Origin of the sequence: Mesorhizobium sp. M0626, assembly GCF_040320665.1 — a bacterium.
Taxonomy (GTDB): domain Bacteria; phylum Pseudomonadota; class Alphaproteobacteria; order Rhizobiales; family Rhizobiaceae; genus Mesorhizobium.
The window spans coordinates 29106-47488 of record NZ_JAMYQD010000032.1; the positions used below are offsets into that span (position 1 = coordinate 29106).

Consider the following 18383-nt stretch of genomic DNA (forward strand, 5'->3'; position numbering starts at 1 on the left):
CCCAATCCTGTTCGTTACTCAGACAATCATGAGCCCCGATGGTCGAGGCCGATATCCAGGATCGGCGCGCTGTGGATGAGTCGGCCGACCGAAATCAGATCAACGCCGGTCGCGGCAACCGCTCGCGCTGTATGCGACGTGATCCCGCCAGAAGCCTCGGTGATAGCGCGGCCACCGACCATTGCGACGGCGCGGCGAAGATCGGGGAGGGACATGTTGTCGAGCAGAACCGCATCGGGAGCGAAGCCAAGTACCTCCTCCAGCTGGGCCAGAGTATCGACTTCGACTTCGATCTTGACGAGATGACCGGCCGCTCTTCGTGCTCGCTCGAGCGCTGGCCGGACGCCGCCTGCGATGGCGATGTGGTTGTCCTTGATCAAAATTGCATCGTCCAGGCCGAAGCGGTGATTGGACCCGCCACCTGCGCGCACGGCATACTTTTCGACTGCCCGCAATCCGGGCGTTGTCTTGCGGGTGCAGACGATCTTCGCGCCATATCCACGAACCGCAGCGACGATCGATGCCGTTGCTGTGGCGATGCCGCTCAGATGGCACAAAAAATTGAGTGCCGTCCTTTCCGCTGTGAGAATGGCTCGGGCCGGGCCAACCACTGATGCAATGACCTCTCCATCCACGACATTGCAGCCGTCTGTCCGCTCCACGGAGATTTCGACACCAGGATCAATCATGCCGAAAGCGAGCATCGCCAGATCGATGCCGGCGACAACTCCGGACTGTCGCGCCACCAACACGGTTCCCGCTTGGTATTCCTTCGGGACGATGGCGTCCGTGGTCAAGTCGCCGGCTCTGCCAAGGTCTTCAAGAAGAGATGCCCGTACAAGCGGCTCAAGCAGGACCGTGGGGAGCGGTGAGAGCATCATCACTTTGCACCTTCGGAGCTTGGCGAGTGTCCGAGTTCCCGCGCAGCCGCCAAGGCGGCTTCGAGCGTGATTTCGGACCGTCGGGCGGCAGTCGCATGATGAGGAAAATCTGTCCGGTAATGAGCGCCGCGGCTTTCTTCGCGCAACAAGGCGGCAACAGCAATCATTAGCCCGACAGCCGCCGGATCCGAGACCGCATCCTTGCTTTCGGCGAGCGGCAATAAGGCACGCGCGGCTGCTTTCAACGCTTGACCATCCCGGACGATGCCGAGTGCGCGCGACAGAAAAACGCGCACGGCTATCGGAGCGGGCGGTGGGTAAACGTTCGCAAACGCAGGCCTTGTTCTGCGCGCAGGCGTTCCGGCGACGCTTTCAGCGACCCAGCGGGCGCACACGATTGCCTCGGTCAAGGAATTGCTGGCGAGCCTGTTGGCGCCATGCAGTCCTGTCGAAGCGACTTCGCCGCAGGCCCACAGCCCCTTGACGGAGGTCCTGCCCGAGCTGTCCACGGCAACGCCACCCATGTGGTAGTGTTGGGCCGGACGAATGGGGATGAGATCGCGCGCGGGATTGATGCCGGCTCCAAGGCAGGCTGATGCGATTGTCGGGAAATGTCGAGCGAATGCCGGGCCTGGCCGTTGTCGGGCATCGAGAAAAACATGGTGGCCGTCCGCAAGGTGGTTCCACACGGCGCGGGCCAAGACATCGCGAGGCGCAAGTTCCGCCCCTGGCACGCTCTGGAGAAAAGCCTGGCCGGTTTCATCGATCAGGGCAGCACCTTCGCCTCGCACAGCCTCGCTGACCAGCGCCATTGGGCGTTCTGGGCCGTCAAGCGCGGTCGGGTGGAACTGGATGAATTCGAGGTCGGCTAGGACAGCTCCAGCGCGGGCCGCAAGCGCAAGGCCTTGTCCGCAACTGCCCCAAGGGTTCGTGGTGTCGAAAAACAGTCCCCCGATGCCACCGGTGGCGAGGACGACCCGCCGTGAGCCGAAGAAGAAAGGTGCGATCGAACAGCTCGCCCAGACGCCTCGGATCGCATTCTCTCGCACGGCGAGCCGGCGCGCTTCCACGCCCTCCACGACAACTATCGACGGAGTGGAACGCACAGCCGCGATCAGCGCACGCATGATCTCACGCCCGGTGCCGTCCCCATGCGCATGAACGATGCGACGTCGGCTGTGTGCGGCCTCCAATCCGAGGAACAGTGATCCTTCCGGCGTGCGGTCAAAGCGAACCCCAAAGCCCGCAAGCCCCTCTATGGCCTTGGGCGCGGCTTGGAGGATGCGGCTCGCCACGGCTCTGTCGCAGAGACCATCCCCGGCGGCAACCGTATCGGCCAGGTGCATTGCCGGATCGTCGTCTTCGCCGAAACTTGCAGCCAGGCCCCCCTGGGCCCAGGTGCTCGAGTTGTCAGCTCCCAGCAGCGACCTTGACAGAAGAAGCACCGGCTCCGGCGACAGTTGAAGCGCGGTCATCAGTCCGGCGATGCCGCCGCCGATGATGATGGGCCGCCCGAAGAAGCTGCGGGGGTCGGCGCTCAAACTGCCAGCATCCGTTCGACCGCTAGCCGCGCGCGCCCGGCGATCCCGGGTTCGACGGTTACGACATGGTGGTTCTGCTCGAGCGCCGTGCGGATGTTGGCAAGCGTGATCCGCTTCATATGCGGGCACAAATTGCAGGGCCGGATGAACTCGACCTCTGGGTGCGCTAACGCGACGTTGTCGCTCATTGAGCATTCCGTCATCAGCACGACACGTGGCGGCCTTTGCCTTTCGACATAGTCGGACATGGCAGCCGTCGAGCCGGAAAAATCGGCTTCAGCCACGACGTCGGGCGGGCATTCGGGATGGGCGAGCACGACCACGCCGGGATGGCTTTCGCGCAACTCGCGAATGTCGGCCGGTGTAAAGCGCTCATGCACCTCGCAACGCCCTTTCCAGGCGATGATCTGCACATCTGTCTGGGCGGCGATATTCTGGGCCAGATATTCGTCCGGCAACATGATCACCCGGGGAACCCCAAGGGATTCGACGACCGCCTTGGCGTTGCCGGATGTACAGCAGATATCCGACTCGGCCTTCACTTCGGCGGACGTATTTACATAAGTGATGATCGGAACGCCGGGATAACGCTGGCGCATCAAGCGCACGTCTTCTGCCGTGATTGAGTCCGCCAACGAGCAACCGGCGCTGAGATCCGGAATGAGCACGGTCTTGCCCGGATTAAGGAGCTTGGCCGTTTCGGCCATGAAATGGACGCCGGCCAGCACGATGACTTGCGCCTCGACCGTCGCGGCCGTGCGGGCTAGTGCCAAGCTGTCGCCGACGATGTCGGCCACGCAGTGGAAGATCTCGGGCGTCTGATAGTTGTGCGCCAGGATGATCGCGTTGCGCTCGCGCTTCAGCGCAAGGATCGCCTCGATATCCTCGGCGAAAGCCGGCCATTCGATCGGCGGGATCACTCGTCGGACGCGCTCGTAGAGCAACGCGGCCGTAGGCAGCATGGCGCCCATAGACCCCCTCCCGCTTATACTCTAACTGAAAATAACCAGCATATACTTGCTGTGAGTATAAGGGATGTCAACCCCGCGCCAGCGGCAATTTTGTCCCGGCGATGAGCCTATCGTCGAGAACGGCGTGGCGGAAACGGAAAAGCTTCGCTGGCCGGCCGCCGGTCTCAGTGGTGGCCTCTCCGGTCTCCTCGACCAGCTCCTGCTGTTCGATCAGTCGGCGAAAGTTCGGCTTGTGGATGAGCCTGCCGGCGAGCGCCTCCACGGTTCGCTGCAGCTGCAAAAGCGTGAAGACCGGCGGCATCAGCTCAAAGACGACTGGGCGGTATTTGATCTTGGAGCGCAGCCGCGCAATGCCGGTCGCCACGATGCGGCGATGATCGGCGACCATGGACTTGCTGGGCACCAGCGGCGGGGGTCCTGCGTCCCGCCCTCTTACGGCCTCTTGGACCAGGCCTGCTTCGTAGACTAACTCATAGCGTTGAAGCGTGAGTTCCTCGTTCCAAAGGCGGTCGTCGAAGCCAAAGGCTATCGTCGCCCGCTGCCAGCGTTCACGTCGCGTGGCCGAATCGCCAACCCCGTTTGCCCATTCGATCAGGCGCGGCCGCAGAACGTCCAGCACGACCGCAGGCGTGCCGGAGCGGTGGTCCTCCCATGGAAAATATTCATACCAACTCTGCCATCCGCACTTGGGCGAGCCCGCTGCCTGTTCCTTGCGCGTCAATGCGAGATAGCTGATGGAGATGACGCGCTGCTGGCGCTCGGCGCCGATGCGATCCCGATCCGCGAACGTGTAGAGTTGCTCAATGTACCCCAGCCGATGGCCGGTTTGCTGCTCGACCCACCCCCTCAAGCCGGATTGCAGCGATCGGTGCTCAAGCGCAAAGGGACCGGAGGGCAAGGTGTCCGCCTGGCCGATGGTGAGGACACAGGGTTGACTGCCGTTTACGGCGACCACAAAGGCGATCAAGTCCACTTTGACGTTGTCGGCTTTGCCCGCGGCTCTGTCTTTCCTGAGTCCTATTGCCTGATCGTCCATTATTTGGCCAACTCGGGGGCACCTTAATCGATTTAGTGTAAGCGTGCCAATTGGCACGTCAACACCCCGCAGCTGCATGGCCATTTTTTTGCTCTTCGCACCTGCACAAAAATGTGCCAAAGGCGACAGCCGCAGCTGGTAACGTAGGGGAAGGAGGGTCCCATGAGCGCTTATGGTGACACCAGGGCGATCACACCGCCGGATATTCGTTCGCGCAAAGGTGGGACGCCGCTCGTCTGCCTTACCGCCTACACCACCCCAGTCGCCCGGCTTGTCGATCCCCATTGTGATGTGGTGCTCGTCGGCGACAGCGTCGGCATGGTTCTCCACGGCCTGCCCTCGACGCTCGGTGTCACGCTGGAGATGATGATCACGCACGGCCAGGCGGTGCGCCGTGGCATCAAGCAGGCGCTGATGGTGGTCGACCTGCCGTTCGGTTCCTACGAGGAAAGCCCAGAGCAGGCTTTCCGCAATGCCGCGCGCGTCATGGCCGAGACCGGCTGCACGGCCGTCAAGCTGGAAGGCGGCGAAGCGATGGCAGAGACGATCGGCTTCCTCGCCGCACGCGGCGTGCCCGTCATGGCCCATGTCGGATTGACGCCGCAGGCCATCAACACCATCGGTGGCTACCGCGTACAGGGCAGGGGCGGGGATGCCGAGCGCATCAGGCGCGACGCAATTGCGGTGGGCGAGGCGGGCGCCTTTGCGGTCGTCCTGGAGAAGGTTCCTGAGGCGCTCGCCCGCCGGATCACCAAGGAGGTGGCGACCCCGACCATTGGCATCGGTGCCTCGGCAGCCTGTGACGGCCAGATTCTCGTCGTCGACGACATGCTGGGCCTCTTCGGCGACTTCCGGCCCAAGTTCGTCAAGCGCTATGCTGAACTCCGGGAGGCGGCCGCGGCTGCGATCGCTTCCTATGCGCGCGAGGTGAAGGAGCGCCAGTTTCCCGCCGCAGAGCACGTGTTTGCCGATGCGCCCAAGCCCGCCGACACGGACGCCACCAAGAGCGGAGAAGCAGCGTGAGCGTGCCGATCGTCAGGAGCGTTGACCAGCTTCGCGAAAGCGTCGCCGCATGGCGCTGCGAAGGTGTGAGGATAGCCCTGGTGCCAACGATGGGCGTCCTGCATGAGGGCCATCTCAGCCTGGTGCGCGCTGCACTCGAGAAGGCAGACCGTGTGATAGTGACGCTCTTCGTCAACCCGAAGCAATTCAACAGCCAGGCCGATCTTGCCGCGTATCCCCGCACCGAGGACGAGGATGCCGCCAAACTGGCACCGGTTGGCGCGCACCTGCTTTATGCGCCAGATGCAGAGGAGATGTATCCGGCGGGCTTCGCCACCACCGTTTCGGTTTGCGGTGTCAGCGAAGGCCTGTGCGGTACATTCCGGCCGGGGCATTTCGACGGCGTGGCGACCGTCGTCGCCAAGCTCTTCCTGCAGACCAGCGCTGACTTCGGCTTCTTTGGCGAAAAGGACTTTCAGCAAATTCACCTGGTCAGGCGCATGGCCCGGGATCTGGATATTCCAATCACCATTGTTGCCTGTCCGACAGTCCGTGAAGCCGACGGTCTTGCGCTATCATCGCGCAATGTGCGGCTCTCGCCAGCGGAACGCGCTGTTGCTCCCAAGCTATCATCGGTCCTGCTCAAGACGGCTGAGCGGCTTGAGCGCGGCTCACCCATCCTGCCAACGCTTGCAGAATCTCGCGCAGCAATTCTGGCTGCAGGCTATCGCGAGGTCGAATACCTGGAACTTCGCGATGAGGCAGATCTGCACCCGATAACAAGCCTCGATCGACCGGCACGGTTGCTTGCCGCCGCCTGGCTCGGCGGCACACGGCTCATAGACAACGTCAGACTATTTCGGATTGGTTCAACAGATTAGCCACGTTCTCGGCACGCGCCGTATTCGTCCGGGATCATCTAAAACAAGGTCTCTGCCTGGCATTGAGCGTTACGGAGGTTACGCACAGGACACATGCATCGCGTGTTTGAGAACTTCGTCGAGCAACTGTCTGCAAGTGTTGATGCTGCCGATCTCTGTGAGGCAATGGTCTCCGCTGCAGCCGGCTTCGACTTCCCGCTATTCGCCTATTTCACCTACCCGTCAGCCTCCGGCGACGCCCCCCAATTGATTTCAAACTATCCTTCATCCTGGACGTCACGTTATCTGCAACAGCGGTACCACAGTCTCGATCCGGTCATCCTGCGCGGGCTGCAAGGCTGGGATACATTCGATTGGGGTGTGGATCGCGCTCGGCACGGTCTGCCGAATTCGCAGCAACAAATTCTAGAGAGTGCGGCTGAGTTTGGCATCTGCGGCGGCCTGACGATGTCCATGCATGATCATCTCGGCCGGTTTGCTGCCCTGACCTTTGCTTCCGACGAGTCCCGTCCGCCTCTGTTGCGGTCACTGGCACGTTACGAAAAAGCATTGCAGCTGGTGGCCATCAACTTTCATATCCATGTCCGGCGAAGGCTCGCCGATCATCGCGTGGTGGATGGTGTAACGCTCACCCCGCGGGAGTTCGAGTGCCTGAAATGGGCGGCGCGCGGCAAGTCGGCTTGGGATACTAGCCAGCTTCTCGGCGTCTCAAAGCGCACCGTGACCTTTCATCTGGAAAACGCCAAGGCAAAGTTTGGCGTTCGAACGATCAACCAAGCCGTTGCACGAATGGCTGCCTCCGGCCTGACGAGATCCTGATTCTCAGCCACGATACCTGTAAACCTCTACAGGCTGCATCGCTGTCAGCTTTGCCCTTCGATGGCGGGAACACATCCCACATGGAGGCGACCATGATGCAACTGATAGCACCAGACTTTTACAGTGATTTTGCAGGCGAGCTCAAAGAGATGCACGGGCTCAGGTTTCGGGTGTTCAAGGAAAGGCTCGATTGGGAAGTTGATACCGAAGACCAGATGGAATCCGATCCGTTTGATGCTCTCAAGCCTGTCTATCTGCTCCTCAAAGGATCCGACTGGCGAATTCGCGGTTGCGTGCGTCTTTTGCCCAGCACCGGACCCACAATGTTGCGCGACACCTTCCCGGTGCTGCTGGGTGCTGACGTCGTGCCCTCGACCACCGACATATGGGAGAGCAGTCGTTTCGCGCTCGATCTTCCTCCGTCGGCGCCCAAGGCAGCGGGCGGGCTGGCCCAGGCGACCTACGAGCTCTTCGCGGGCATGATCGAGTTCGGCTTGGCCAAGGATCTGACCCGGATCGTAACGGTGACGGACACGCGCATGGAGCGGATCCTCCGCCTTGCTACGTGGCCATTGTCGCGCATCGGAGAACCCAAGTGCGTCGGCAAAACGGAGGCGGTGGCTGGGTTTCTCGAGATTTCCCACGCGAGCCTTTTGCGCATCCGCAGCAGGGGACGTCTGAGCGGACCGGTACTGTGGCAACCGGTTCTAGGCCCGTCAGCATAGCGCCATTGTGGACACCTGTGCCATGAAGGATGCTGGTTTGTCCAAGGAAGCGACGGTCGGCCTTGTATGCTGGCCGGACTGGCGTCGCCAGGACGCTTACCACTACGCCAGACGATTGCCACGCACTGGCTGGGCCTGGGAGTTTCTTCGGCGCAATCCACAATTCCAGCGCGACCACGCCAAAATGGCACCGTCCGCCTGCTTTGTCGGAACCCAGGCCGACATGAAGATAATCGAGTTGACGACAGAATCAGCTTTCCTAAGACAATGGAGCCTCCTTTTTCGCGGACGCGCCACAGTCGGACGCTACATCGGCGAGGGTCTTTTGGGATCCGCGCGATTGCGCCTGTATTCTACGAGCGGCCGCGGAGCCGCTGGGGCTCGACCACGATTTTGAACCGCTTCACCTTTCTTCGCTCTCATGCTGCAAGGACATCCTGCTGACAGCTGCGGGCATGCAGCACGTGCTGCTGAGGGAGAACTGCCGGAGTCTGCAGATCGCCGTTTCCGGTGCGTCCGTCCTCCGCCCGTTGCGGCTATATGTCGACGCGATCCTTCAGCCGCAGCACCTCAAGTTCCATGTCGCTGCCCTTCAGTTCCTGAACGACATCAATGATTGCCGCCGCGTGTCAGCTGCTTGCTTTCCGCCGGAACACCGCGGAGCGCGTCTGCGTATTGTACTGCAGGCTTTGGATGGCTCGCTGGCGGGAGCATCTCATCAGGAGGTCGCCATTGCCTTGTTCGGGAGACGCCGTGTCGAAGAAGATTGGCGTCATCCAGGCGGCCATCTTCGCGATCAGGTACGTCGCGCCATCCAACGCGGCCGCTACCTGATGGGCGGCGGCTACAGACAGTTCCTGAGGTAATTGGAGTGGTTGCGATTGTCTTATACGAACGCGCAACCTCCATTTTCTCACTGCAATGGTGCGTTGCACAAAACGTGGCAAGCGCCTAGTTCTTCCGCGGCGAATCGGGTTTCGGCGAAACACCGGGACCCAACTTCGTCGATAAGTGCATTCATGACCTGAGGACCCCGATGACCGTTATGAACTCCGACAAAGCCGGCGCTGCAAGCCTTGAGACAATCGCGCGAAACGGCAGCATGCTGCGTCGCATAGCCGTACGCATTCCGACCTACCTGTCGGATATTCGCGAGAACCCGGCGTGGCTGCCCATGTTCATGTTGGCGCGCACCATGCCGGCACGGAGAATGCACTGGCGTGGTGCAAAGCCGGTCCGAAGGCCGCAAAGAGCCCAGGACACGATGTTTGCCGGTGTCAATTGCCACGACGTTGTCGACGCGCTGCGGATGGATGGGCTTTTTCCCGGCCTTGTCCTGCCTGCAATGGTGGCTGAAGATGTAGCCGCATTCGCCAGGTGCACACCTTGTTTCGGCAATTTCGATCGCCGACTCGAGTTCATGCCGGCGGAGCATGCGGAGGCTGAGGCGCGATTTGGCCGTCCGTTGCTCAGCGGCCATTATTTCGAGCGCATTCTGGGCTGTAAGTCGGCCGTTGCCATCCAAAACGATCCGCTGCTCATGGATATCGCGGCGCACTATCTCGGCGGCCAGGCGACGCTGATCACGACGCGCGTCTGGTGGAGCTTCCCGACCGGCCAGGCGTCGGACGCGGACAAGAACCTGGCTTCGCTCGGCAAATACCACTTCGACCTGGACGACTGGCGGATGCTGAAGTTCTTTTTCTATCTGGTGCCCGTCGACGAGGGGACCGGCCCGCATATCTATGTTCGCGGCAGCCATGATCGCCGCGCCCTCAAGCACCAATTTACGCTTGTCGTCGGCCATCCAGCGCAAGAGGTTCTGGACGTCTACGGCAAGCAGAGTCCGGTCACGCTGACCGGCAAGGCCGGTTTCGGTTTCGTCGAGGATCCGTTCGGGTTCCATATGGGCACCGTGCCGTCGCACAGGCCACGGCTGATGATGGAAGTTGGCTTCGGCGTTTCTCCTCCATCGCGCCGCCGCTTCCATGGCGAGCCTGTGATCCGCTGATTTCGAAAAGGCCCGAAACAGCCTTCCCGTTGTGAGGGAAGATAAGGCTATGCCGCCAATCGATCTGTTCCGGGCCAAAAGCGGTTGTCTGCACATGCCCTGAACTTGGCTGGTGCAATGAGTCTCGCCATTGCTCCAGCCAGCGCATCAGTGCCTGTTTAATCGAGGTTAGATGGCAGTGCGCCCAAGAGATCCTCCTCGATATCGCCTGCCGCGCGAAGCCTCAGATGCTCTTCGAAACCTCCTTTACGGACCAAGTCGTCTCGGGTCTCCTTTGAGTGGCCGGAAGGTGGTGCACAGCCGTATCGTGCTTCGGGATCCTGAACGAAGGCGAGGGGCGGTTTGTTCCTCGCGCGGCGCATGCAGCGGTGCCGGCATGACAGCTTCGTCTTGGATCCCGATGCTCGGCAACGTCGGCGGTGAAGGCTCTGTCTAGGCGGCTTACGTGACTCCAATGCAGGAGATCGACCATCTCCTGTTCGAGCACATTCGTTGGCGATCACCGTCGCGGCGCTACGGACGCCGCGGCGCCTGCGATCAATGCAGTTTGCCGACTAGCCGAGCGTATTCGGCTTCGGCCCTGCCATATGACCCATCTGCCAGCGCAATTAGACGCGCGCGATCAAGAATGACTACCTCTCCTCGCATTGAGCGTATCAGACCTTGGCCCTCCAAGGTTTGCAGCGCTATGGTGACGCCGGGCCGCCTGACACCGAGCATAACTGATAAGAACTCGTGCGTAATCGCAAAGCTGTTCCCGTCGACGCGATCATCACACATCACCAGCCATCTTGAGAGCCTGTCGACTATGTTCATCCGGGCATTGCTGAGCGCGGTGAAGCTTGCCTGGAGGTGAAAGTAGTGAACGTAGCGGAGCAGAAAGGTTCGCAAGGTTGGGCTTGTCAGAAGCGCCTTGGTGAAGAGGCCCGCGTCGATAACAAAGGCTCGGGCTTCTAATTGGACGTAACAATCGTGCGTTGACCGGTCATCGCCCATGATAAGCGCTGTGCCGGTCATGCCCTCACAACCAATGATTCCGATCTCAGCTTCGATACCAGGCCGCAGCTCGCCCACCACTGACCCGAGACCGCTCTCGAAGAAGTACACGGTGCTGATTGGTGACCCCGCCACTTCGAGATGCGTCTTCAGCCCAAGGGAGACGCTTTCGAAATGAGGTTGCAGCAATGCCAAATCTGCCGAGCACATTCGAAGCAGCAGCGAATTGCGATAGATCGAATTTTGGCCGGTGTCGCGTTGCGCGGCAGTGTGAGTTTGTGAACTGGAGTCTGTCATAGCTCCCTCTCCCTATTGGGGCGGAAGCATGTTGATCGCTCACAGCCGACGGACGCCCTTAGAGTTGCCGTCGATGGCACACTGTATGCCTGCCGACCGCGGATGTCCCATTTTTTAATCAATTACGTTAATCGGCCCGAGCCAAGCTTTGGCGCACCCGCTCTAACGCGGCATTCAGATGCTCCAGAAATTCGTCATCGCTTTTGGTCGCCAAGCCGACTTGTCGAGCGCGAGTTACAATGCGCTCCTGGAGTGAAACCGCTGTCTCATAGTGGTCCACGATCATCTGAAATGAAGCGCTCATTGGGGCGGATTCAAAGAGCTGTGCCATTCTGGCAATGTAGTTCCAAGATGATGAGAGTCCATGCGGCCGCCGCTTGGGTAACAATCGTACAATATACCTAAGACTGGCCGCGCTCTTTGGTTATCCTCCCAGAAATCCGTAGCCTCGCGAGGCGCAGCTTCTCTTCGCCCTCCGACCTCGTGACCGGCGGACCAGTCCCGGCTTCAGCCATTCGGCCTTGTTCTTCTTATGCTCCTTCGGGACCGCCGACCTCGCCCTGCACACGATTCCACAGCGTTTGCCTCTTGTAGGCCTTGAAGGCTACTATCGGCCGCCCTTGTAGGGCCGCTTTCAGCCATGATCACCTCGGGGCGCTGAACGAAGCGCGTGCTTGTCGACTCTGTCGGTCGTCGCAGACGCTTACGGAGGCCTCACCGCAGAGGGCGATGCGAACTCCGGCTCGACGACGGCTGTCAAATCAGACTGCTGTGGATGCACTACCACCGATCGGTACTAGGATTCTCGACCTCGGTAATAAGCTGGTCTGTACAGCTAGCGACTTTCCTGCCTAGCAATATCAAAAGTCAAACCCCGCCGAAGATGCATATGCCTGGCAGCACGCGTCGGTCTTTGGCCACGCATCTGCCAAACCGAAATCAAGTAGCCCGCCATCGCGCGACCCTCAACGCGATCTTGATCATTGCAGTGGGGCAATAACTTATCTCTTTGGAGCTTGGTGGTGATATATAGGCGCCCAAGCCAGCGCTAATATTGCATGGAGCTAAAATGCCCGCTAAGATTTCTTGGGTGTTAGCTGGCGGGTGTTTGATGCGGTTTCATCGTCTAGGCGCGGTCGCTCTGGGTCTGGCGTCCTTCATCAGCAGCGCTCATGGCCAAGAATCCTGCGACCCTAACTACACAGGCGCCTGTGTTCCAATCGCCAGCGATGTCGACTGTTCCTCCGGAAAGGGCAATGGTCCCGCATACGTACACGGGCCGGTCTCTGTCGTAGGCACCGATATCTATGATCTTGACCGAGACGGCGACGGAATAGGTTGCGAAAACGGCTAGAGGAGGCAAGTCGCCCTCCAACTTCATGACGGCACCAGCCCATCCGCTGTTTATGGTAACGGTCACCTCCGAGTTGAGGGTGAGCAACGTTCCCAGCCATTTGCATCAAATATCAGGACCTCCTAAATGCGACTTATGGCGACTCTGCGGTACGACGGTCGAACACCGTCCACGTCTCATCCGTCTCCTGCCATACGTTTGTCAGTTGGTAGCTGATTGTAGAATGTGCCAGTAACTGGGGATGCTCATTGCGTTCCACGTGCGCGAGCCCTGATGCGCGTCAGTTATTTTTACTCTCCGGTCACGATTGAGACCACTGGCCCGGGCGATGTTCCCCGAGAAGAACAAAGCGGTAGATGGCGCCGGCATGGTCCCACCAATGCTCTCCCCTTGTGAACGGCATCCAAACTTTTCGGCGGGCTTGAATAGCGGCCACCTTTGGCGGCTGTCGAGGGCTGATGATAGATTCCATTCCAGCTCTTTCTAATGTGTCGTCCGAACAGCGAACGAAAGTAGAACATATAATTCAAGCGCGAATTGACTGTGAGAGGGATGAGCTGCAATTTGGGTCAGGCCTGACGCTGGTGGAAGACGAAATTGCGGTGGCGACTGGAAGCTCAGCGATGCACCAAATGAAACTGGGCAGCTGGTGCTGTCCGCTGCGGCGCTATGACGTCAGACGATGGTATCTGCCGAATGACCTGGGGAATCTTCGGGGACGTCGAGGCCGACGTGGTCGGAAGCAAACTGAGTTGCAGGCGATGCGGCAGGAACGACCATATGCAAGCTGAGATGCCTGTCGCCGTCTCCGCGTTCCAGGCCGACGTTCTCTGCATTCGGAGGCCTGGTGAGCGATACGGGTGCGCCTGAGTGTCAATGGCGCATTTAGCAACGGCCTGGTACACGATTCACCGCGGTGCGAGCTGATCGAAACTGGCTTGGTCGATTGCATCGTAATAGCGCCGCCCACGAGGAAAGATTTTTCTATCGTTTGCGGTTGGGGTCGCATGACGCGATTGTCGGACGCAACAAGCGTAGGCAGAGGCTGTCCACACTGTACTCCCTAATGCCAATCCATACCTAACGAGACCGCCATGCCGTCAACTCCAGATTTCACCGACGATTTTCGCTCCGAGCTGATCACGCTGCTGCGCTGGCGCAGGGATGTGCGGCGCTTCGAGCCGACGGCTCTGCCAGAGGGTACGCTGGAACGCCTGCTCGAGCTCGCCAGCATTGCGCCCTCCGTTGGCCTCAGCCAGCCCTGGCGCTTCGTAGTCGTCGAGAGTCTCAAGCGGCGCACTGCCGTGAGAGACTGCTTCGAGCGCTGCAATGCTGAGGCGCTCACGCGCTTTTCGGGAGAGCGCGCCGCACTCTATGCCCGGCTGAAGCTTGCCGGGCTCGACGAGGCGCCCTGTCAATTCGCGGTCTTCGCCGACCGCACGACCCGACAAGGCCATGGGCTCGGTCGCATGACCATGGCGGCGACCATCGACTATTCGGCCGTCATGGCAGTGCACACACTGTGGGTGGCGGCGCGGGCGGAGGGCATCGGCATGGGCTGGGTGTCGATCCTCGATGCGACCGAGATGGCCGAAATTCTCGACACGCCGCCCGAATGGACGCTGATCGGCTATTTCTGCCTCGGCTATGCCAGCGAGGAGCACGACATGCCGACCTTGGAACGCGAATGCTGGGAACATCGGCGGCCGCCGGTGGTCATCAGGCGGTAGTGGGGCTGCCCATCATTCGCCTCTTCCCTGGCGATGAGCTTGACGCAGATCGGGTCGCCCTTCGCCACATTGCCATTCCGACCGAAGCCGAGGTTCGTGTTCTTGCAAAGGCCAGGAAAGAGCAGCATGACAAGCGCGACCGCAGCGAAGATGGCGCTTGCGACAACCGGGCTGAAGCCGGGCATGGAGGTGGTCGACCTCTGTTGCGGGGCGGCTGTGCCGATCGCCACGATCGCCCGCCTGTCGTCGCACTACGCCGACCAGCTGGAGGCCGCGCACCGCCGGCTGACCGGCGCCGGCGCGACCAATTGCTATTGGTCGCCGGCTACGCGCTATGAACTCGCTACTCTGGTGTCGCGCCCCGTCGGTTTCGTCTTCACGGCCAACGCCTTCGACGGCGTCCCGGACCGACCGCGGCTGGCACGTGCGGTGCGTGAGGCGCTCGCCCCCGGGCGGACATTTTGTTATCGTCAACTGACACTGGCAGCCGCGCGAGACGACGACGGTCCTGAAGCGAACTCTGTCGCCAAGACAGACCATCGCCGATGCCCAAGTCGGCGGCACCATGCTCCTAGATGCCGACTGCCTGACAAGGGGTCGCAGGCCCGTCGTCCGTCCACTGTCCAAGGCCTCCTGGCCTTTCCGAGGCCGTGATCCTGCCGCGGGTGTGAGTTTGCGATCCTCATAAGAGCGTCAGGCGCGAATAGAAGTTTGGGTCGTGGCTCCACAGCGGCCGACCTATCCATCGGGTGGATGGTAGTTATCACAACAATCAATTTTACCAATATTATGGAATTCTACTACAAGGCCGCCACTTAAAGCGGCCAGACGGGTATCCGTCTCGCGTGGGCTGGTGCTGCCCGCAAAGATGCGGAGACGAACATGTGCGGGATTGTTGGCATCGTTGGGCAACAGCCGGTGTCGGATCGGTTGATCGGCGCGTTGAAGGGTTTGGAATATCGCGGCTATGATTCCGCCGGCGTTGCGACGATCATCGAGGGTGCCTTGCACCGCCGGCGCGCCGAGGGCAAGCTCGTCAATCTCGAGACGCGACTGAAGGAAGAGCCGCTGAGCGGCAACGTCGGCATCGGCCACACGCGTTGGGCAACCCACGGGGCCTCGACCGAACGCAATGCGCACCCGCACTTTAGCGACGGTGTCGCCGTAGTCCATAACGGCATCATCGAGAATTTCACCGAGCTGAAGGACGAATTGGCGGCGGATGGCGCCGAGTTCCAGACCGACACCGACACCGAGGTCGTTGGGCATCTCTTGGCAAGATACCGCCGAGAGGGCATGAGGCCGCAAGAGGCCACGCGTGCCATGCTGAAACGCGTCAAGGGCGCTTATGCGCTTGCCATCCTCTTCGAAGATGAACCGTCGACCATCACGGCGGCGCGCAACGGACCACCGCTCGCGATCGGTCACGGCGACGGCGAGATGTTCCTGGGCTCGGACGCGATCGCCCTTGCTCCCTTCACCAATGAAATTACCTATCTCATCGACGGCGACTGGGCCGTTGTCGGCAATTCGGGCGCCCATATCTTCGATGTCGACGGCCGTCCCGTCGAGCGTCCGCGCCATATCTCCACGGCCGCGGCCGATCTCGCCAACAAGGGCAACCATCGCCACTTCATGGAGAAGGAGATTTACGAGCAGCCCGAGGTCATAGCCCATGCTCTCCATCATTACATTAACATCATAGACAGTCGCGACATGGTTCCTGGCATTGATTTCGCCAAGGTCCCGAGCTTGGCGATCTCTGCCTGCGGGACCGCCTATTTCGCCGGACTGATCGGAAAATACTGGTTCGAGCGCTATGCGCGCCTGACGGTTGAAATCGACGTTGCGTCCGAATTCCGTTACCGCGAGATCCCGTTGCCGCCGCAGTCGGCGGCTCTTTTCATCTCGCAGTCCGGCGAAACCGCCGATACGCTTGCGTCATTGAGGTACTGCAAGGAGCGTGGGCTGAAAATTGGCGCTATCGTCAATGCCTGCGAATCGACCATCGCTCGCGAGGCCGATACGGTTTTCCCGATCCTTGCCGGACCGGAGATCGGCGTCGCCTCTACCAAGGCTTTTACCTGCCAGCTTGCCGTTCTAGCAGCACTCGCCATCGGCGCCGCCAGAGCCCGCGGGACCGTCCCCGAAGACGAGCTGCAGGAGCTCGTCAGGAGCCTCGCCGAATTGCCGCGCGTGATGGGCCACGTACTCGAGAGCATCCAGCCGGAAATCGAGTTCTTGTCGCGCGAACTGTCAAAGTGTCGTGACGTCCTGTATCTCGGCCGTGGCACCAGTTTCCCGCTAGCGATGGAAGGTGCGCTGAAGCTCAAGGAGATTTCCTACATCCATGCCGAGGGCTATGCAGCGGGTGAATTGAAGCACGGGCCGATCGCATTGATAGACGAGAACATGCCAGTGATCGTCATCGCGCCCCATGACCGTCTTTTCGACAAGACCGTTTCCAACATGCAGGAAGTGGCTGCCCGTGGAGGGCGGATTATCCTCATCACCGATGAAAAAGGGGCAGCCGTATCGAAACTCGAAACCATGCACACGCTCGTGCTGCCGGTTGTCGACGAGATTATCGCGCCAATGATCTTCTCGCTCCCGATACAGCTTCTAGCCTATTACACGGCGCTCTTCATGGGGACGGATGTGGACCAGCCGCGCAATCTCGCAAAATCGGTCACGGTCGAATGATTGTGAACCTGTACAGGTGGCGATGCGCCGCCAGGAAAGCGGTACCCCTTGTCTGGATCCGAAGCCCGGATGAAACCAGATGACCATTGTTTGCTGCAATTGCGAAACTCGGTAGCGGTTACGAGCGGGTCTTTTGCTGCCTCGCCGGTGGAGATTGCCGAAGGAAGCAGTGTCCGTGCCGAAAGTCCATCGGCGAGAATGGTCCACGAAGGATCGTAGGTCGCATGCGCTACGCCGACCAGGCTCTCAGCACGGGCAGCCCTGATACTTGATCAGAAGCAGGTGAGCCGCCATATTCCGGCCCGGCCAATTCAGCGGCCCATCCCTTGCATGAGGCCGGTTCGGCCGAATGGACGACCATTTTTTTTATTTGCTAGGTGTGCGCCTCGGGAGGAATCTCCGAGGGAGCTCCCAGTTCTTGGAGATGTTTATGAAGGATTCGCGCATTCCCGAACCAGTCTTGACGGCTATGTCCCAGGGAACCCACATCGTCCGCGCTTATCGCGAGCACCTTGGATATTCGATCGACGATCTGGCGGTCGCGTGCGGGCTGGCCGCTGAGGAAATCCAAAACATCGAGCGAGGTCTGAGGTACAGCAAGGGCTATCGGGATCGGATAGCGAAATCGCTTTCCATACCTGTGGGAATTCTTGAGTCGGAGTTGGACATTTCGGACGCCGCCTGAACAGTCGGATGATCTGCAATGGGTGGACTAGCTGTTGTGATGTGAAGCTTGCGGCTGATGTCGACGCTTGATTCGATCTGATGCGATGCCTTCTGGCGCAGCTCGCCGAACAACAAAGCGATATAGCCGCCCGGAGTGCTACGAAACGTGCACGACGGCATCGGCTCGCGACGAAGGACTAACGGCGAACTCTTCCCAGTTCGGCAAGGCGATGCTGGCTTGAGCATCAACTCGGCCTACGAGAGTGGCTACTCCTAGGCTGAATCGTCCACCACGGCGAAGTCGCGCCGCTCTGAAAGTAACATGGCGGGCATCCTGACGTTTCCGGGTTGACTATGGGCGTTCGAACCACGAAAAGGGGCCGCTCTTCGTGAGTGGCGTGCGCCGGCAGTCTCACCCCCAAGCCCCCCGCCCAGGCTGCCGGCGCGCTTCTAGAAAGATCGAAGTACGCACTCGCTTGCGCTCTGCCCGCTGACACCTTGTGGTTCCTCCTGCGGGTCCAGCGGACCACCATGGGTGTCGCCAGTTCTGGTGGTCACGCGCCTCCATTTGCGATCTCGTGTCAGTGAGTGCACCGCAAGCACCCTCTCTGCTAGCCTGAAAAGTTCATGGGGGTTGGTGGATGTGGGCGCAAGCCCGTTGAAATGACGTAGGATTTGGTTGCTTAAGCCGATCCGAAATTTCCCGGAGACCACACCCACCATGAACGATCTTGCGCTGCCGGTGAGCGGTTTTTCATCAGTCGGCGGCA

Annotated in this window: 16 protein-coding genes; 11 read left to right on the plus strand and 5 right to left on the minus strand. The window is 60.4% G+C overall.

The genetic code is table 11. From position 1 onward, the window contains the following. Positions 1–26: 26 nt before the first annotated feature. From nadC to NKI37_RS29775, 4 genes are all read right to left on the minus strand, one after another. Positions 27–881, minus strand: coding sequence for a carboxylating nicotinate-nucleotide diphosphorylase (nadC, locus tag NKI37_RS29760; protein ID WP_352447893.1), 855 nt, complete (start codon positions 879–881; stop codon positions 27–29). Next, a complete protein-coding gene (locus NKI37_RS29765) occupies positions 881–2422 on the minus strand; it encodes an L-aspartate oxidase (protein ID WP_352544301.1) in 1542 nt (513 codons plus the stop codon). Before NKI37_RS29765 ends, nadC begins: the two co-directional genes overlap by 1 nt. Beyond that, positions 2419–3393 carry a quinolinate synthase NadA gene (gene nadA / locus NKI37_RS29770; protein WP_352544302.1) on the minus strand — a complete coding sequence of 325 codons (975 nt, stop codon included), beginning with the start codon at positions 3391–3393 and terminating at the stop codon, positions 2419–2421. Before nadA ends, NKI37_RS29765 begins: the two co-directional genes overlap by 4 nt. 67 nt (positions 3394–3460) lie before the next feature. Next, entirely contained in the window at positions 3461–4429 is a 969-nt protein-coding gene (locus NKI37_RS29775) for an NUDIX hydrolase (RefSeq protein ID WP_023673634.1), read from the minus strand. 162 nt (positions 4430–4591) lie between these two features. Here NKI37_RS29775 and panB point away from each other — a divergent pair, with 162 nt between their 5' ends. The 7 genes from panB to NKI37_RS29810 all read left to right on the plus strand — a co-directional run bounded on the left by panB (position 4592) and on the right by NKI37_RS29810 (position 9867). Beyond that, positions 4592–5452, plus strand: a complete 861-nt coding sequence (gene panB, locus NKI37_RS29780; protein WP_023707031.1) for a 3-methyl-2-oxobutanoate hydroxymethyltransferase — start codon at positions 4592–4594, stop codon at positions 5450–5452. Further along, positions 5449–6312 (plus strand): pantoate--beta-alanine ligase, encoded by an 864-nt coding sequence (gene panC, locus NKI37_RS29785; RefSeq protein ID WP_023740408.1) that lies wholly within the window; start codon positions 5449–5451, stop codon positions 6310–6312. Before panB ends, panC begins: the two co-directional genes overlap by 4 nt. 93 nt (positions 6313–6405) lie before the next feature. Further along, on the plus strand, positions 6406–7131 hold the full coding sequence (locus NKI37_RS29790; protein WP_352544303.1) for a LuxR family transcriptional regulator: 726 nt from the start codon (positions 6406–6408) through the stop codon (positions 7129–7131). Positions 7132–7223: 92 nt separating this feature from the next. After that, positions 7224–7856 carry an acyl-homoserine-lactone synthase gene (locus NKI37_RS29795; RefSeq protein WP_023707030.1) on the plus strand — a complete coding sequence of 211 codons (633 nt, stop codon included), beginning with the start codon at positions 7224–7226 and terminating at the stop codon, positions 7854–7856. Between the two features lie 22 nt (positions 7857–7878). Then, positions 7879–8253, plus strand: coding sequence for a transcriptional regulator domain-containing protein (locus tag NKI37_RS29800; protein WP_352498917.1), 375 nt, complete (start codon positions 7879–7881; stop codon positions 8251–8253). Positions 8254–8311: 58 nt separating this feature from the next. Further along, positions 8312–8722 (plus strand): DUF2285 domain-containing protein, encoded by a 411-nt coding sequence (locus NKI37_RS29805; protein ID WP_023673629.1) that lies wholly within the window; start codon positions 8312–8314, stop codon positions 8720–8722. 170 nt (positions 8723–8892) lie between these two features. After that, entirely contained in the window at positions 8893–9867 is a 975-nt protein-coding gene (locus NKI37_RS29810) for a hypothetical protein (protein WP_352512937.1), read from the plus strand. 537 nt (positions 9868–10404) lie between these two features. Here NKI37_RS29810 and NKI37_RS29815 read toward each other — a convergent pair. After that, positions 10405–11160: a Crp/Fnr family transcriptional regulator gene (locus NKI37_RS29815; protein ID WP_352544304.1), complete on the minus strand. Its 756-nt coding sequence runs from the start codon at positions 11158–11160 to the stop codon at positions 10405–10407. Positions 11161–13608: 2448 nt separating this feature from the next. Here NKI37_RS29815 and bluB point away from each other — a divergent pair. From bluB to NKI37_RS29835, 4 genes are all read left to right on the plus strand, one after another. After that, on the plus strand, positions 13609–14244 hold the full coding sequence (bluB, locus tag NKI37_RS29820) for a 5,6-dimethylbenzimidazole synthase (RefSeq protein WP_352512939.1): 636 nt from the start codon (positions 13609–13611) through the stop codon (positions 14242–14244). A 126-nt stretch (positions 14245–14370) separates the two neighbouring features. Continuing rightward, entirely contained in the window at positions 14371–14898 is a 528-nt protein-coding gene (locus NKI37_RS29825) for a class I SAM-dependent methyltransferase (RefSeq protein WP_156940739.1), read from the plus strand. A 228-nt stretch (positions 14899–15126) separates the two neighbouring features. Beyond that, positions 15127–16947: a glutamine--fructose-6-phosphate transaminase (isomerizing) gene (gene glmS / locus NKI37_RS29830; protein ID WP_352512941.1), complete on the plus strand. Its 1821-nt coding sequence runs from the start codon at positions 15127–15129 to the stop codon at positions 16945–16947. Positions 16948–17377: 430 nt separating this feature from the next. Beyond that, a complete protein-coding gene (locus NKI37_RS29835; protein WP_031197535.1) occupies positions 17378–17632 on the plus strand; it encodes a helix-turn-helix domain-containing protein in 255 nt (84 codons plus the stop codon). The last annotated feature ends 751 nt before the right edge of the window (positions 17633–18383 follow it).

What these genes read in the sequence shown, in the direction of transcription:
- nadC (WP_352447893.1), bottom strand. Translation starts at nt 881, where the DNA reads ATGATGCTCTCACCGCTCCCCACGGTCCTGCTTGAGCCGCTTGTACGG.
- nadA (WP_352544302.1), bottom strand. Translation starts at nt 3,393, where the DNA reads ATGGGCGCCATGCTGCCTACGGCCGCGTTGCTCTACGAGCGCGTCCGA.
- NKI37_RS29775 (WP_023673634.1), bottom strand. Translation starts at nt 4,429, where the DNA reads ATGGACGATCAGGCAATAGGACTCAGGAAAGACAGAGCCGCGGGCAAA.
- panB (WP_023707031.1), top strand. Translation starts at nt 4,592, where the DNA reads ATGAGCGCTTATGGTGACACCAGGGCGATCACACCGCCGGATATTCGT.
- NKI37_RS29790 (WP_352544303.1), top strand. Translation starts at nt 6,406, where the DNA reads ATGCATCGCGTGTTTGAGAACTTCGTCGAGCAACTGTCTGCAAGTGTT.
- NKI37_RS29795 (WP_023707030.1), top strand. Translation starts at nt 7,224, where the DNA reads ATGATGCAACTGATAGCACCAGACTTTTACAGTGATTTTGCAGGCGAG.
- NKI37_RS29800 (WP_352498917.1), top strand. Translation starts at nt 7,879, where the DNA reads ATGAAGGATGCTGGTTTGTCCAAGGAAGCGACGGTCGGCCTTGTATGC.
- NKI37_RS29805 (WP_023673629.1), top strand. Translation starts at nt 8,312, where the DNA reads ATGCAGCACGTGCTGCTGAGGGAGAACTGCCGGAGTCTGCAGATCGCC.
- NKI37_RS29810 (WP_352512937.1), top strand. Translation starts at nt 8,893, where the DNA reads ATGACCGTTATGAACTCCGACAAAGCCGGCGCTGCAAGCCTTGAGACA.
- NKI37_RS29815 (WP_352544304.1), bottom strand. Translation starts at nt 11,160, where the DNA reads ATGACAGACTCCAGTTCACAAACTCACACTGCCGCGCAACGCGACACC.
- bluB (WP_352512939.1), top strand. Translation starts at nt 13,609, where the DNA reads ATGCCGTCAACTCCAGATTTCACCGACGATTTTCGCTCCGAGCTGATC.
- NKI37_RS29825 (WP_156940739.1), top strand. Translation starts at nt 14,371, where the DNA reads ATGACAAGCGCGACCGCAGCGAAGATGGCGCTTGCGACAACCGGGCTG.
- glmS (WP_352512941.1), top strand. Translation starts at nt 15,127, where the DNA reads ATGTGCGGGATTGTTGGCATCGTTGGGCAACAGCCGGTGTCGGATCGG.
- NKI37_RS29835 (WP_031197535.1), top strand. Translation starts at nt 17,378, where the DNA reads ATGAAGGATTCGCGCATTCCCGAACCAGTCTTGACGGCTATGTCCCAG.